The organism is Magnetospirillum moscoviense (genome assembly GCF_001650635.1).
In the GTDB taxonomy this organism is placed as follows: domain Bacteria; phylum Pseudomonadota; class Alphaproteobacteria; order Rhodospirillales; family Magnetospirillaceae; genus Magnetospirillum; species Magnetospirillum moscoviense.
In genome coordinates this window covers 24,880-39,033 of record NZ_LWQU01000152.1, presented here as the reverse complement: position 1 = coordinate 39,033, position 14,154 = coordinate 24,880, and the positions used below count along the sequence as shown (strand labels likewise).

The following is a 14,154-nucleotide window of genomic DNA, read 5'->3' as shown; positions in this document are numbered from 1 at the left end:
TTATGACCAACTCGTCCACCCGCCTGCTGGACCAGGTCCACGTTCCGGCCGACATGCGCGACTTTTCTGTCGAGCAGCTGCGCCAACTGTCCGACGAGGTTCGTCAGGAGATGATCGAATCGGTGTCGATCACCGGCGGCCATTTGGGGGCGGGCCTTGGCGTGGTGGAACTGACGGTGGCGCTGCACCACGTCTTTCAGACCCCGGCCGACAAGCTGATCTGGGACGTCGGCCATCAGGCCTATCCGCACAAGATTCTGACCGGCCGGCGCGACCGCATGCGCACGCTTCGTCAAGGCGGCGGCCTGTCGGGATTCACCAAGCGAAGCGAGAGCGAGTACGACCCCTTCGGGGCCGGTCATTCCTCGACCTCGATCTCGGCCGGGTTGGGCATGGCGGTGGGCCGCGACCTCAAGGGCGAGAATTTCAACGTCGTCGCGGTGATCGGCGACGGCGCCATGAGCGCCGGCATGGTCTATGAGGCGATGAACAATGCCGGCTCGATGGACAGCCGCCTGGTGGTGGTGCTGAACGACAACGACATGTCGATCGCCCCGCCGGTTGGCGCCATGAGCGCCTATCTGTCGCGCCTGTTGTCGTCCAGGCCCTATCTGTCGATTCGCCATTTCGCCAAGGACATCGCCGCCATGCTGCCGCCGCCCCTCGAGCGCGCGGCGCGCCGGGCCGAGGAATATGCCCGCGGCATGGTCTCGGGCGGCGGCACCTTGTTCGAGGAGCTGGGCTTCTATTACGTCGGCCCGATTGACGGCCACAATTTCGATCACCTGCTGCCGGTCTTGAAGAACGTTCGCGATTCGGCCGAAACCAAGCCGGTTTTGATCCATGTGGTGACCAAGAAGGGCCGGGGCTATCCGCCGGCCGAGGAAGCCGCCGACAAGTATCATGGCGTCGGCCGCTTCGACGTGGTGACCGGCAAGCTGGCCAAGCCCAAGGCCAACGCGCCCAGCTATACCTCGGTGTTCGCCCGCGGCCTGCTGGCCGAGGCCGCCCACGATGACCGCATTGTCGCCATCACGGCGGCCATGCCGGCCGGGACTGGACTGGACAAGTTCGCGGACAAGCATCCCGAACGCTGCTTCGATGTCGGCATCGCCGAACAGCATGCGGTGACCTTCGCCGCCGGCCTGGCCTGCGAGGGCTTCAAGCCGTTCTGCGCGCTTTATTCGTCGTTCCTGCAGCGTGGCTACGACCAGGTGGTCCACGACGTGGTGTTGCAGGGCCTGCCGGTGCGTTTCGCCATCGACCGCGCCGGATTGGTCGGCGCCGACGGGGCGACCCATGCCGGCTCGTTCGACCTGGCCTTCCTGGGCTGCCTGCCCGACCATGTCTTCATGTGCCCGTCAGACGAGGCCGAGCTGATGCATGCGGTGGCCACCGCCGCCGCCATCGATGATCGTCCGTCCTTCTTCCGCTATCCGCGCGGCGAGGGTGTCGGCGTCGATCTGCCTGAACGCGGCTCGGTGCTGCCCATCGGCAAGGGCAGGGTGCTGCGCCAGGGCAACCGGGTGGCGCTGTTGTCGCTGGGAACCCGCCTGGGTGAGGCGCTGGCCGCCGCCGACGATCTGGCGGCGCGCGGTCTTTCGACCACCGTCGCCGACGCCCGCTTTATGAAGCCGCTGGACGAGGAGCTGATCCTGCGCCTGGCCCGCGAGCACGAAGTGCTGATCACCATCGAGGAAGGCTCGATCGGCGGCTTCGGCAGCCATGTTCTTAATCTACTGGCCTTGTCGGGCGCGCTGGACAAGGGCTTGAAGGTGCGGCCGATGGCGCTGCCCGACCGCTTCATCGAGCATGATGCGCCGACGGTCCAGTATGACCAGGCCGGCCTGAACGCCCCGCAGATCGTTGCCACGGTGCTGGACGCGCTGGGTCAGCGGGTCAATGCGGCGATTGCCTAATTTAGAACATCATAAATAAGCAATAGATACTACCTGGCGGAAGCCATCATGTGTCAGACTAATTAACATGATAATGTTGTTATTCAAGTGGGCAAAGACAATGGAAACTCCGGAATTTTTGTCATGCAATCTTGAAGTATCGAAAATCAGTGGTATAGTATATTCCGGGTTTGTAGTCGGAGCCGAATCTGTGGATATGGAATTAGAAAAGCTTCAGGATAGTGCTCGACGCGCGAGCACGTTGCTGAAGGCCATGAGCAACGAACATCGGCTGATGATTCTGTGTCAGCTTCTCCACGGAGAAAAGTCGGTGGGCGAGCTCGAGCGCCTGATTGGGCTGTCCCAATCCGCCCTGTCGCAGCATCTGGCCCGTCTGCGTCGCGACAATCTGGTGCAGACCCGCCGCCAGGCCCAGACCATCCACTATTCCCTGGCCGGTCACGAGGCGAGCGCGGTGATCAACACCCTGTATGGTCTTTATTGCGCCAAGGAAGTGGGCGGCGGCTGCGCTGCGGCCTGATCACGCCTTGGCGTAGATCCACACTCCATCGCCTCTGTCGTTTCGCCTGATCGCGCCTTGCTCCATCAAATGGTGCAGGTGCGACAGGCTTTCGCCGATGGCGAAGCTGGTCTGCTGGGCGTCCAGCGGCCGCTTGAACAACACCTTCAAAACATCGCGGGCGGTGACGCCCTGGGCCGAGCAGGCCTCGAGCGTCAGGTCCAGGCGATCTTGATGGTGGGCCTGCAATTGGTCGGCGCGGGCATGCAGTCCGGTGAAGGGCAGGTTGTGCGACGGCAGCACCAGGGCGTCGGCCGGTAATTGCTTCAGGCGCTCAAGGGCGGCCAGGAAGTCGCCTAGCGGTGTGGCGTCGGGTTCTTGCGGCCACACGCCGATGATCGGGCTAATCTTGGGCAGGATCTGGTCGCCCGAGATCAGCACGTTGGCGTCCTCGCACCACAGGCAGGCATGTTCGGGCGAATGGCCTCCGCCTTCCAGCACCCGCCAGGTCCGGCCGCCGATGGTCAGTTCCGATCCGTGTCGAATGGCGGTGATAGCGGTGGGCAGCGGACGGATGCGGGAACGATAGGTCCCGGCCCGCTCGCGGATGCCGGCCAGCATGTCGTCGTCATAAGCGCAGCGGCGATAATGCTCGACCTGGTTTTCCACATAGTCCGGCCCCTGGTCCAGCATCAGCATGCGGCCGAAGGTCCATTCGCCGACCGTGGCCTGCATGCGCACGCCCCACTTTTCGGTCAGCGGGCCGGCCAGGCCCATATGGTCGGGGTGGAAGTGGGTGCAGATCAGGCCGGTCACCGGCTTGGCGGCCAGCGGTCCGGCGAACAGCGCCTGCCAGGTGTCCCAGGTCTCGTCATTGCCGACCCCGGTATCGACCAGCACCCAGCCGTCGCCATCGTCCAGCGCCCAAAGATTGATGTGGTCCAGGGCGAAGGGCAGCTTCATGCGAATCCACCAGATGCCCAGGGCGACCTCCGTGACCGCGCCGGCTTCGGGCGGGGTGGGGAAGGGGAAGTCAAGGGCAGCCTGGCTCACGATGGGTCCTCCGTTAGATCACGCCCCGCTCTAAACCGGCATATGCTTGCCGATTTACGGCGGGTGTGCAAGCCGCGTCGTTTATGGCATGACCGAAGGCATGGAAGCGCTTCGCATCGGCATCGACCTGGGCGGCACTAAGACCGAAGCCATCGCTCTGGATCGGACCAGCGGCGTCGAACTGGCACGTCGGCGCGTCGCCACCGAGCGCGGCTCGTATGACGGTACCATCCGCACCATCCGCGATCTGGTCGAAGGGCTCGAGGCCCAGCTGGGCGGACGGGCCAGCGTCGGCATCGGCATTCCCGGCACCATTTCGCCAGCCACCGGGCTGGTCAAGAACGCCAATTCCACCTGGCTGATCGGCCAGCCGTTCGACCGCGACCTGCAAGACGCGCTGGGCCGGCCGGTGCGGCTGGCCAACGACGCCGATTGCTTCGCGCTTTCGGAAGCGACCGACGGCGCCGGGGCCGGGGCTGCCACCATGTTCGGGGTGATCTTAGGCACCGGCGTCGGTGGCGGGCTGGTGGTGCAGGGAAAGCTGGTCACAGGTCCCAACGCGGTGGCCGGCGAATGGGGGCACAATCCGCTGCCATGGCCCGCCGATGACGAGCGGCCGGGGACGGCCTGCTATTGCGGCCGCTCCGGCTGCGTCGAGACCTTCCTGTCGGGACCAGGCCTTGAACGCGACCACGGCCAGGGCTTGCGGGTGCCCGAGATCGAGCGATTGGCCCAAGCCGGCGACGGTTTGGCCGAAGCGGCCCTGGAACGCTACGAGGACCGGCTGGCCCGGGCGCTGGCGGTGGTGATCAACATCCTTGATCCGCACGTTATCGCGCTGGGTGGCGGTGTCGGCAATCTGGCCCGGCTTTATCGCAACGTACCGGCCCGTTGGGGCCGATACGTCTTTTCCGACAGCGTCGTCACCCGCCTGCTGCCGCCCGTGCACGGCGATTCGTCCGGCGTGCGCGGGGCGGCGTGGCTGTGGGATTAGCCTATTCCGGATAGGCTTCCTGGAAACGCACCGGGGCGCCCATTGGATCGCCGATCAGGCTGTCTTCGCGCATGACGATATGGCCGCGGATGATGGTGGCCAGCGGCCAGCCGGTGACCTTCTTGCCGTCGAACGGGGTCCAGCCGCAACGGCTGACGATCCACCGGTTGGTGATGGTGCGCTTGGCCTTCAGATCGACGATGGTGAAGTCGGCGTCGTAGCCCAGCGCGATGCGGCCCTTGCCGGCCAGATTGTAGATGCGCGACGGTCCCGCCGAGGTCAGATCGACGAAGCGTTCCAGGCTAAGCCGGCCATGATGGACATGGTCCAGCATGATCGGCACCAGGGTCTGCACCCCGGTCATGCCCGACGGGCTTTTCGGATAGGGCTGGCCCTTTTCCTCCAGGGTGTGCGGCGCGTGGTCGGACCCCAGCACATCGACGGTGCCGTCATTGATGGCCGCCCACAGGGCGTCGCGGTGGCGGGCCTCGCGGATCGGCGGGTTCATCTGGGCCAGGGTGCCCAGCTGCTCATAGCATTCCGGCGCGGCAAGGGTCAGGTGCTGCGGCGTGGTCTCGACGGTGGCCAGATCCTTGTGCCCGGCCAGATAGGCCATTTCCTCGGCGGTGGTGACGTGCAGGACATGGACGCGGCGCCGGGCCTTCTCGGCCAGCCGGATCAGCCGGGTGGTGGCCTTCAGGGCGGTTTCCTCGTCGCGCCAGATGTGGTGGGCGCGCGGATGGGCGGCCGCCTCGGCCAGGCCCTTACGCTCGATCAGGCGTTCCTCGTCCTCGCAATGGACGGCGACGCGCCGCGTGCCTTGCGCCAGCACCCGGGCCAGGGTGGCATCGTCGGCCACCAACAGGTTGCCGGTGCTTGATCCCATGAACACCTTGATGCCGGCGCAGCCGGGAATGCGTTCCCACTGGGCCAGATGATCGACATTGTCGCCGGCGGCGCCCAGGAAGAAGGCGTGGTCGGTCCAGGCCCGGCCTTGCGCACGCTTCAGCTTGTCCTTCAGCTCGGTCTCGGTGGTGGTGCCGGGCTTGGTGTTGGGCATCTCGAAGATCGCCACCACGCCGCCCATGGCCGCCGCGGCGGTGCCGGTGGACAAATCTTCCTTATGCTCCAGCCCCGGCTCGCGGAAGTGGACCTGGGTGTCGATCACGCCCGGCAGCACGGTCAGGCCGGAAGCGTCGAAGGCATTGGCCGCCTCGGCCTGGGCAAGGTCGCCGATGGCGGTGATGCGCCCGCCTGCGACGCCGATGTCGGCCTGCGCGGTGCCATTGGGGGTGACGATGGCGCCGCCCCGGATGATCAGATCGAAGGTCTCGCTCATGAGGCAGCTTCCTACTTGACCGCGTTGTTGATCAGGTACTGGCCGATATCGGCCGGCTTGACCTTGAAGTTCTTCGGCGGCTCGCGGCCATCCAGGGCCAGGGCCACCAGCATGGAATTCTCGACGCTGGCGATGGTGACCTTGAACAGGCCGACCGCGCCCCTGAGCTTGGGGTAATAAAGCGGATCGACCGCCTTTTCCTTGCGACTCAGTTGGGCCAGGGCCTCTTCTTCAGATATCTCGCACGGCGCCGACTTCAACACCTTCCAGTCGGTTTGGCCGGCGAAGCCTTCCAGGATCGTCTCGGGGGAATCGTCGGTGACGCCCACCTTAAAGAGGTTCTTGCCCAAGCCGACATCGGCCCCCCATTCCTGGTTGGCCTTGCTGGCGGCGACATAGATGGTGCCCATAAGCGTGCGTTCCCGGCGTTGCAAAGCGCCAAGATGCGTCGTGGGACGCGGCGGGTCAAGAAAACGAAAGCCCCGCCGAAGCGGGGCCTGGGGTCAGCCGTTGGACGGGGCCGCCTTGGCCGGCGGCTGCTGCGGCGGAAGATGGCGCAACAAGGCCGCCCGAAACTCGGGATTGGCCATCCAGCGATCGAGATAGCCCTGAGCACGCGCCTCGGCGCCCTTGATGCGCTCGATCTGCTGGTCACGGTCCATCATGCTACCCACCGTTCATTCCGTAACGACAACCAAAATAGTAAGCGGCGCTTACTGTCGGTAACCTTATCGCACGTAGGCGCGAACCTACAACAGTAAATCGGTCATGACCGATCTTCGTATTTGTCGGCCCACCATTCACGTTTACGTTCGTAGCTGTCGTTCCTCGTGACGACATAGGCGCAGGCCTGAAACACGCTGACGATCTGGTCGTACTTGTCCAACGCCTTGCCAGGCGGATAATCGTCGTAGGTATACCAGAACACACGGTTCGGCCTGACCATATGCAGCAGACGGAATGTCATCTCGCAGATCGCCCGCAGTACGCGGGAGCGATCTTCGGGTGAAGAAATGAGCCGTCGGGTGTCTACGCCGCTGAAATAGCGGTGTTCCTCGCCGGTGGCATCGTTAAGGGCAAGAACGAAGAAATAGAATTCGTGATCTGTCCCGCCGGGCATGATGTCGAACCCGACATAGGCGAAATAGGTTGTCGTTCGGCTCGGTTGGTGCCCGATGCGAGAGAACATGGCATGCGAGCGCCCATCGCTATGAAATTGATCGACTTCGATGAAGTCATCGTTGATATCGCAGTAAAACGCCATTGCACCCTCGTCGCGGTAATTCGCCAGAATTTTCGCAGCCCCAAGGTGCTTTGACAACTCGCTCTCGGTTGGAAAGGCGCCTTCCCAACCCAAACCACGGTACCGGTATCACGTGATCCCAAAACAAAACCCCCGCCGGATCGCTCCGGCGGGGGGTTGTCGGATCGAAGAAAAGATCAGGCGGCGATGCCCATCTTGATCTTCAAATTCTCGTCCAGCTTGGCCAGGAACTGCTGGGTGGTCAGCCACGACTGGCCGGGGCCGATCAGGATGGCCAGGTCCTTGGTCATGAAGCCCGATTCCACCGTCTCGACGCAGACCTGTTCCAGGGCCAGGGCGAAGTCGGCCACCGCCGGGGTGCCGTCGAACTGGGCGCGGTAGAACAGGCCGCGCGTCCAGGCGAAGATCGAGGCGATTGGGTTGGTCGAGGTCTCCTTGCCCTTCTGGTGCTCGCGGTAATGGCGCGTCACCGTGCCGTGGGCCGCCTCGGCCTCGACGGTCTTGCCGTCGGGGCTCATCAGCACCGACGTCATCAGACCCAGCGAGCCGAAGCCCTGAGCCACGGTGTCGGACTGGACGTCGCCGTCATAGTTCTTACAGGCCCACACGAACTCGCCCGACCACTTCAGCGCCGAAGCGACCATGTCGTCGATCAGGCGGTGTTCGTAGGTCATGCCTTCCTTGTCGAAGGCGGCCTTGAACTCGCGGTCGTAGATTTCCTGGAAGATGTCCTTGAAGCGCCCGTCATAGGCCTTGAGGATCGTGTTCTTGGTCGACAGATAGACCGGCCACTTCTTCATCAGGCCGTAATTGAAGCAGGCCCGGGCGAAGCCGGCGATGGATTCGTCCAGGTTGTACATGCCCATGGCCACGCCGGCGCCGGGGAACTCGAACACTTCGTGCTCGATGACCTGGCCGTCGACACCCTCGAACTTGATGGTCAGCTTGCCGGCACCTGGCACCTTGAAGTCGGTGGCCTTGTACTGGTCGCCGAAGGCATGGCGGCCGATGACGATCGGCTTGGTCCAGCCCGGCACCAGGCGCGGCACGTTCTTGCAGATGATCGGCTCGCGGAAGACGGTGCCGTCAAGGATGTTGCGGATGGTGCCGTTGGGCGACTTCCACATCTTCTTGAGGTTGAACTCCTTCACCCGCGCCTCGTCCGGGGTGATGGTGGCGCACTTGACGCCGACGCCGTACTTCTTGATCGCTTCGGCCGAATCGACGGTGACCTGGTCGTTGGTGGCGTCGCGGTGCTCGACGCCGAGGTCGTAGTACTTCAGGTCGATGTCGAGATAGGGCAGGATCAGCTTGTCCTTGATGAACTTCCAGATGATCCGAGTCATTTCGTCGCCATCGAGTTCGACGACCGGATTGGCGACCTTGATCTTGTTCATTGTTGGCATCCTTATTCAAAAAAGTGGCGGAAGCCGAAGCTTCCGCCGTCATATTCGGGTCAGATGGCCGCCAACGCCTGGTTCAGGGTGGCGCTGGGGCGCATGGCCTTCGACGTCTTGTCGAAATCGGGATGGTAATAGCCGCCCATATCGACCGGCTTGCCTTGGGCGGCGATCAACTCGGCGTTGATCTTCGCCTCGTTCTCGGCCAAGGCCTGGGCCAGGGGGGCGAAACGGGCCTTCAACTCGGCATCCTTGTCCTGGGCGGCCAGGGCCTGGGCCCAATAAAGCGCCAGATAGAAGTGGCTGCCGCGATTGTCCAGTTCGCCCACCTTGCGGGCCGGCGAGCGGTTGTTTTCCAGGATCTTGCCGTTGGCGGCATCCAGGGTGTCGGCCAGGACCTGGGCCTTGGCGTTCTTGAAGGTCTGGGCCAGATGCTCCAGCGAGACCGCCAGCGCCAGGAACTCGCCCAGGCTGTCCCAGCGCAGATAGCCTTCTTCCTGGAATTGCTGGACGTGCTTGGGGGCCGAGCCGCCGGCACCGGTCTCGAACAGGCCGCCGCCGGCCATCAACGGCACGATCGACAGCATCTTGGCGCTGGTGCCCAGTTCCAGGATCGGGAACAGGTCGGTCAGATAGTCGCGCAGCACGTTGCCGGTGACGGAAATGGTGTCCTGGCCCTTGCGGATGCGCTCCAGCGAGAACTGGCAGGCCTCTTCCGGGCTGAGGATGCGGATGTCCAGACCCGAGGTGTCGTGATCCTTGAGGTACTTCTGGACCTTGGCGATGATCTGGGCGTCGTGGGCGCGCTTGGCATCCAGCCAGAACACCGCCGGCGTGTTGGACAGACGCGAGCGGGTGACCGCCAGCTTGACCCAATCCTGGATCGGCGCGTCCTTGGTCTGGCAGGCGCGGAAGATGTCGCCCTTTTCGACCTTCTGCTCCATCAGCACCGTGCCGGCCCCGTCGACGACGCGGACCACGCCGTCGGCGGCGACTTCGAAGGTCTTGTCGTGGCTGCCGTATTCCTCGGCCTTCTGGGCCATCAGGCCGACATTCGGCACGCTGCCCATGGTCTTGGGATCGAAGGCGCCGTGCTTCTTGCAATCGTCGATGACCACCTGATAGATGCCGGCATAGCAGCGATCGGGGATCATCGCCTTGGTGTCGTGCAGCTTGCCGTCGGTGCCCCACATGCGGCCCGAATCGCGGATCATCGCCGGCATCGAGGCATCGACGATGACGTCGCTCGGCACATGCAGGTTGGTGATGCCCTTGTCGGAATTGACCATCGCCAGCGGCGGGCCGGCCTGGTAGGCGGCTTGGATGTCGGCCTCGATGGCGGCCTTGCTTTCGGCTGGCAGCTTGTCCAGCTTGGCCAGAAGGTCGCCGAAGCCGTTATTGACGTTGACGCCGATTTCCTTGATGGCGTCGGCATGCTTCTCGAACACGTCCTTGAAGAAGACGGTGACGGCATGGCCGAACATGATGGGGTCGGACACCTTCATCATGGTCGCCTTGAGGTGCAAGGACAGCAGCAAGCCGGGCTGCGACTTGGCGTCCGCGATCTGCTCGGCGAAGAAGGACCGCAGGGCCTTCACGCTCATCACCGCCGAATCGATCACCTCGCCGGCCTTCAGCGCGGTCATTTCCTTCAGCACGGTGACGGCGCCGTCCTTGGCCACCAGTTCGATGCGCACGTTGGTCGGTTCGGCCACGGTCACCGACTTCTCGCTGCCGTAGAAATCGCCGGCCTGCATGTGGGCGACGTGCGACTGCGACGAGGCCGCCCAGGCGCCCATCTTATGCGGGTTGTTGCGGGCATATTGCTTGACGGCGCCGGCGGCGCGGCGGTCGGAATTACCCTCGCGCAGGACCGGATTGACCGCCGAGCCCAGCACCTTGCCGTAGCGGGCCTTGATGTCCTTTTCGGAATCGGTCTTGGGGTCCTCGGGGAAGTCGGGCAGGGCATAGCCCTGGGACTGCAATTCCTTGATCACCGCCTTCAACTGCGGCACCGAGGCCGACACGTTGGGCAGCTTGATGATGTTGGCTTCCGGCTTGAGCGTCAGTTCGCCCAGCTCGGCCAGTTCGTCGCCGATGCGCTGCTCGGGCTTCAGGACCTCGGGGAAGGTGGCGATGACGCGGCCGGCCAGCGAGATGTCGCGGGTCTCGACCGCCACGCCGGCGGCCTTGGTGAAGGCCTGGACGATCGGCAACAGGGAATAGGTGGCCAGCGCCGGGGCCTCGTCGACCTGGGTCCAGATGATTTTCGCGTCGCTCATGGTTCGATTCCCGTAGCTGCCAATCGATGGATGTCCGCCGGCCGACGCGCCGATTGGTGGCGCTTTTTCGTGGTGCGGCCGGTCAGCCGGGGACGATAGCAAACGAGCCGTGGAACGCAAGCCGGAAAGCTACTCGATGGGATGGGAAACGGGCAGGGACTTCACAAATTTTTTCTAACTCCCAATATGGTAACGGGAATCAGGGGGCAACCGCAGCGCGATTCGTGACATGATCACCGACCTTAGTTGCGAGACACCCTTATAAAAGACGGTTCATTCGACCCCGGAACGGAGGAATTTCCATGCGTTATTTCATTGGTTCGAGCGTGATCATCGCCACCCTGGCCATCGCCGCCGCCCAGCCGGCCGCGGCCCAGCAGAAGCCGGAAGAAGCCCTGAAGATGCGTCAGGGTCTGATGCAGGCGGTGCGGATGAATTTCGGCCCCATCGGGGCGTGGCTGCAGGGCAAGGGCGATCTGCCGGCCGACGCCGCAGCCAAGGCCGAGAACGTCGCCGCCATCGCCAAGATGGCGCCGATGGCCTGGGCCAAGGGCACCGAATCCCTGTCGGGCGCCAACACCAAGCCGGAAGCCTTCGGCTCGGCCGATTTCGCCAAGGGCTGGGCCATGATGGGCGAGGCCGCCGTCAAGCTGCAGGCTGCGGCCGCGTCGGGCAACGCCGACGCCACCAAGATGGCGGCGGCTGATGTCGGCAAGGCCTGCAAGGGCTGCCACGACAACTTCCGCAAGGAATAAACGACCCTGAAATGACATCGCCCGGCCCCTGATTGGGGGCCGGGCGAAATCCTTGTCTGCCGAACAAGCGGGAAAGATTACTCTTCGCCGCCGCCGGTCGAGGCCAGATACATCACACCCGACGTGAACACGGCGGTGAGCAGCAGGCCCAGATAGATCGCATAGCCGGTCGGGCTAGCCGGACCCAGCAGGGCGCCCAGCACCGGAACCGCCAAATAAAGGGCAATCACCAGGACGCCGGCGACAACCAGACCCAGAACCTTGGGAAGGACGCTCATTGGACACGCTCCTTAAGACAACAATACCGGCTTAGGAATCAGCCGGTCCCCTCGGCGCAAACCTCTACCAGATTTGGGGATAATCGGAAAGGCTAATCGTTGCCGGTAGCGGGTCGAGGCAAACCCTGCTACCAAGAACGTTCGAAGCATTCGAAGAGATCACCCCATGGCCCGCGCTGGTACCGACCTGTTCCCAACTTCCGACGTCCAGGCCTTGCTGGCCGGCCGGCATGGCGATCCCTTCGCGGTCCTGGGAGCCCATCCCGCCAAGTCGGGCTGGGTGGTCCGCGCCTTGGCCCCGCAGGCGGCCAAGGCCTGGCTGGTGGTCGATGGCGCCGAGACCGCGATGGATAAGGTCCATGCCGACGGAGCGTTCGCGGCCCGTGTCGCCACGGCCGACAAGCCGGCCTATCGCCTGCGGCTGGAGTTCCCCGACGGCGGCGGGCAGATCATCGACGACCCCTATCGGTTCGGCCCGGTGCTGGGCGAGTTGGACATCCATCTGCTGGTCGAGGGGCGCCATCTGCGCACCTTCGAGAAGCTGGGCGCGCACTTGGTTTGTCACGAGGGAAGCGACGGCGTGCACTTCGCCCTGTGGGCGCCCAATGCCAGCCGGGTTTCGGTGGTGGGCGACTTCAATCATTGGGACGGCAGGCGCCATCCGATGCGGTTGCGCCACGGCGCCGGGGTGTGGGAGCTGTTCATCCCCGGCCTGGCTGCCGGCACCATTTACAAGTTCGAACTGGTCGATGCGGGCGGCGCCCTGCTGCCCCTGAAGGCCGACCCTTACGGCCATTACGCCGAGGTGCCGCCCAAGACCGCCTCGGTGGTGTGGGACCTGGCGCCGCGCGAATGGTCCGACGGCGCCTGGATGCAGGGCCAGGCGGCCCGCAACGACCGCCATGCCCCCATCAGCATCCTGGAAGTCCATCTGGGCTCGTGGCGGCGCGTGCCGGAAGACGGCAACCGCCCGCTAAGCTATGTCGAGATGGCCGAGCAACTGGTCGATTATGTCCGCGACATGGGCTTCACCCATGTCGAGCTGTTGCCGGTGCACGAACATCCGTTTTCTGGATCGTGGGGCTATCAGCCGGTCGGCCTGTTCGCGCCCACCTCACGCCATGGAACGCCCGAGGATTTCCGCGCGCTGATCGAGGCGCTGCACCAGGCCGGCATCGGGGTGATCGTCGATTGGGTGGCCGGCCATTTCCCGCGCGACGCGCACGGGCTGCACCGTTTCGACGGCACCCACCTTTATGAGCACGAGGACCCCCGGAAGGGCCTGCACAAGGACTGGGACACCCATATCTACAATTACGGCCGCACCGAGGTCCGCAACTTCCTGTATTCGAACGCGCTCTATTGGATGGAGCAGTACCATGTCGACGGGCTCAGGGTCGATGCGGTGGCCTCGATGCTGTACCTGGATTATTCGCGCCAGCCGGGCGAGTGGATCGCCAACGAACATGGCGGCAACGAGAATCTGGAGGCCATCGGCTTCCTGCGCCACATGAACGAGGTGGTCTACGCCGAACATCCCGGCGCCATGACCATCGCCGAGGAATCCACCGCCTGGCCGGCGGTGTCGCGCCCGACCTGGCTGGGCGGCCTGGGCTTTGGTTTCAAGTGGAACATGGGCTGGATGCACGACACGTTGCGCTATTTCTCGAAGGACCCGATCCACCGCCGCTATCACCACGACGATCTGACCTTCGGCCTGCTGTACGCCTTCCACGAAAATTTCGTGCTGCCGCTGTCCCATGACGAGGTCGTGCACGGCAAGGGCTCGATCCTGGCCCGCATGCCGGGCGATCGCTGGCAGAAGTTCGCCAATCTGCGCGCCTATTACGCCTTCATGTGGACCCATCCGGGCAAGAAGCTGCTGTTCATGGGCCAGGAATTCGGCCAGGAACGCGAATGGGATTGCGAGGGCTCGCTGGACTGGCATCTGCTGGACGACCACCAGCATGATGGCGTGCGCCGCATGGTCAAGGACCTGAACCGGCTGTACCGGGTCGAGCCCGCCCTGCACCAATTGGATTGCGAGGCGGCCGGCTTCGCCTGGATCGATTGCAACGACCGCGACAATTCGGTTCTGTCCTTCGTCCGCAAGGGTATCGATTCCGACGATATCTGCCTGGTGGTGGCCAACCTGACGCCCTTGGTGCGCCACGGCTACCGCATCGGCGTGCCGGCCGACGGCTTCTGGCACGAGATCTTCAATTCCGATTCGCACTGGTATGGCGGCTCGGACGTTCACAATGACGGCGGCCGCCAGGCCGAGCCGCAGCCCTGGCACGGCCAGGCCTATTCCCTGGCCCTGACCTTGCCGCCCTTGGCGGTGGCGGTGTTCAAACGGGCGCGGTGATGG

At 64.1% G+C, this 14,154-nt stretch carries 13 protein-coding genes; 5 read left to right on the top strand and 8 right to left on the bottom strand.

Going from position 1 to position 14,154, the window contains the following annotated elements; genetic code table 11:
- The first annotated feature begins 2 nt into the window (after positions 1-2).
- A complete protein-coding gene (gene dxs / locus A6A05_RS13275; protein WP_068501943.1) occupies positions 3-1,919 on the top strand; it encodes a 1-deoxy-D-xylulose-5-phosphate synthase in 1,917 nt (638 codons plus the stop codon).
- A gap of 196 nt (positions 1,920-2,115) precedes the next feature.
- Positions 2,116-2,439 carry an ArsR/SmtB family transcription factor gene (locus tag A6A05_RS13270; protein ID WP_068501940.1) on the top strand — a complete coding sequence of 108 codons (324 nt, stop codon included), beginning with the start codon at positions 2,116-2,118 and terminating at the stop codon, positions 2,437-2,439.
- Here A6A05_RS13270 and A6A05_RS13265 read toward each other — a convergent pair whose 3' ends face one another.
- Positions 2,440-3,471, bottom strand: coding sequence for an MBL fold metallo-hydrolase (locus tag A6A05_RS13265; RefSeq protein WP_068501937.1), 1,032 nt, complete (start codon positions 3,469-3,471; stop codon positions 2,440-2,442).
- A gap of 88 nt (positions 3,472-3,559) precedes the next feature.
- Between A6A05_RS13265 and A6A05_RS13260 the strand changes: the two genes are divergently transcribed.
- Positions 3,560-4,465 carry an ROK family protein gene (locus A6A05_RS13260; protein ID WP_082910950.1) on the top strand — a complete coding sequence of 302 codons (906 nt, stop codon included), beginning with the start codon at positions 3,560-3,562 and terminating at the stop codon, positions 4,463-4,465.
- A 1-nt stretch (position 4,466) separates the two neighbouring features.
- Here the strand turns inward: A6A05_RS13260 and A6A05_RS13255 are convergent, their stop codons facing one another.
- The 6 genes from A6A05_RS13255 to A6A05_RS13235 all read right to left on the bottom strand — a co-directional run bounded on the left by A6A05_RS13255 (position 4,467) and on the right by A6A05_RS13235 (position 10,750).
- The gene (locus A6A05_RS13255) at positions 4,467-5,804 is read right to left on the bottom strand and encodes a dihydroorotase (RefSeq protein ID WP_068501935.1); all 1,338 of its coding nucleotides are present in this window, start codon (positions 5,802-5,804) and stop codon (positions 4,467-4,469) included.
- An 11-nt stretch (positions 5,805-5,815) separates the two neighbouring features.
- The gene (locus A6A05_RS13250) at positions 5,816-6,214 is read right to left on the bottom strand and encodes a hypothetical protein (RefSeq protein ID WP_068501932.1); all 399 of its coding nucleotides are present in this window, start codon (positions 6,212-6,214) and stop codon (positions 5,816-5,818) included.
- Between the two features lie 93 nt (positions 6,215-6,307).
- Positions 6,308-6,469, bottom strand: coding sequence for a hypothetical protein (locus A6A05_RS20925; RefSeq protein ID WP_156521054.1), 162 nt, complete (start codon positions 6,467-6,469; stop codon positions 6,308-6,310).
- A 101-nt stretch (positions 6,470-6,570) separates the two neighbouring features.
- The gene (locus A6A05_RS13245) at positions 6,571-7,125 is read right to left on the bottom strand and encodes a hypothetical protein (RefSeq protein ID WP_156521053.1); all 555 of its coding nucleotides are present in this window, start codon (positions 7,123-7,125) and stop codon (positions 6,571-6,573) included.
- A 119-nt stretch (positions 7,126-7,244) separates the two neighbouring features.
- On the bottom strand, positions 7,245-8,465 hold the full coding sequence (locus A6A05_RS13240) for an NADP-dependent isocitrate dehydrogenase (RefSeq protein WP_068501925.1): 1,221 nt from the start codon (positions 8,463-8,465) through the stop codon (positions 7,245-7,247).
- Positions 8,466-8,524: 59 nt separating this feature from the next.
- Positions 8,525-10,750 (bottom strand): NADP-dependent isocitrate dehydrogenase, encoded by a 2,226-nt coding sequence (locus A6A05_RS13235; RefSeq protein ID WP_068501924.1) that lies wholly within the window; start codon positions 10,748-10,750, stop codon positions 8,525-8,527.
- Positions 10,751-11,052: 302 nt separating this feature from the next.
- Between A6A05_RS13235 and A6A05_RS13230 the strand changes: the two genes are divergently transcribed.
- Positions 11,053-11,505 (top strand): cytochrome c, encoded by a 453-nt coding sequence (locus A6A05_RS13230; RefSeq protein ID WP_068501921.1) that lies wholly within the window; start codon positions 11,053-11,055, stop codon positions 11,503-11,505.
- Between the two features lie 77 nt (positions 11,506-11,582).
- Here A6A05_RS13230 and A6A05_RS13225 read toward each other — a convergent pair whose 3' ends face one another.
- Positions 11,583-11,783: a hypothetical protein gene (locus A6A05_RS13225; protein ID WP_068501918.1), complete on the bottom strand. Its 201-nt coding sequence runs from the start codon at positions 11,781-11,783 to the stop codon at positions 11,583-11,585.
- 166 nt (positions 11,784-11,949) lie between these two features.
- On the opposite strand from A6A05_RS13225, the gene glgB reads away from it, so the two are divergent.
- Positions 11,950-14,151 carry a 1,4-alpha-glucan branching protein GlgB gene (gene glgB, locus A6A05_RS13220; RefSeq protein ID WP_068501915.1) on the top strand — a complete coding sequence of 734 codons (2,202 nt, stop codon included), beginning with the start codon at positions 11,950-11,952 and terminating at the stop codon, positions 14,149-14,151.
- The last annotated feature ends 3 nt before the right edge of the window (positions 14,152-14,154 follow it).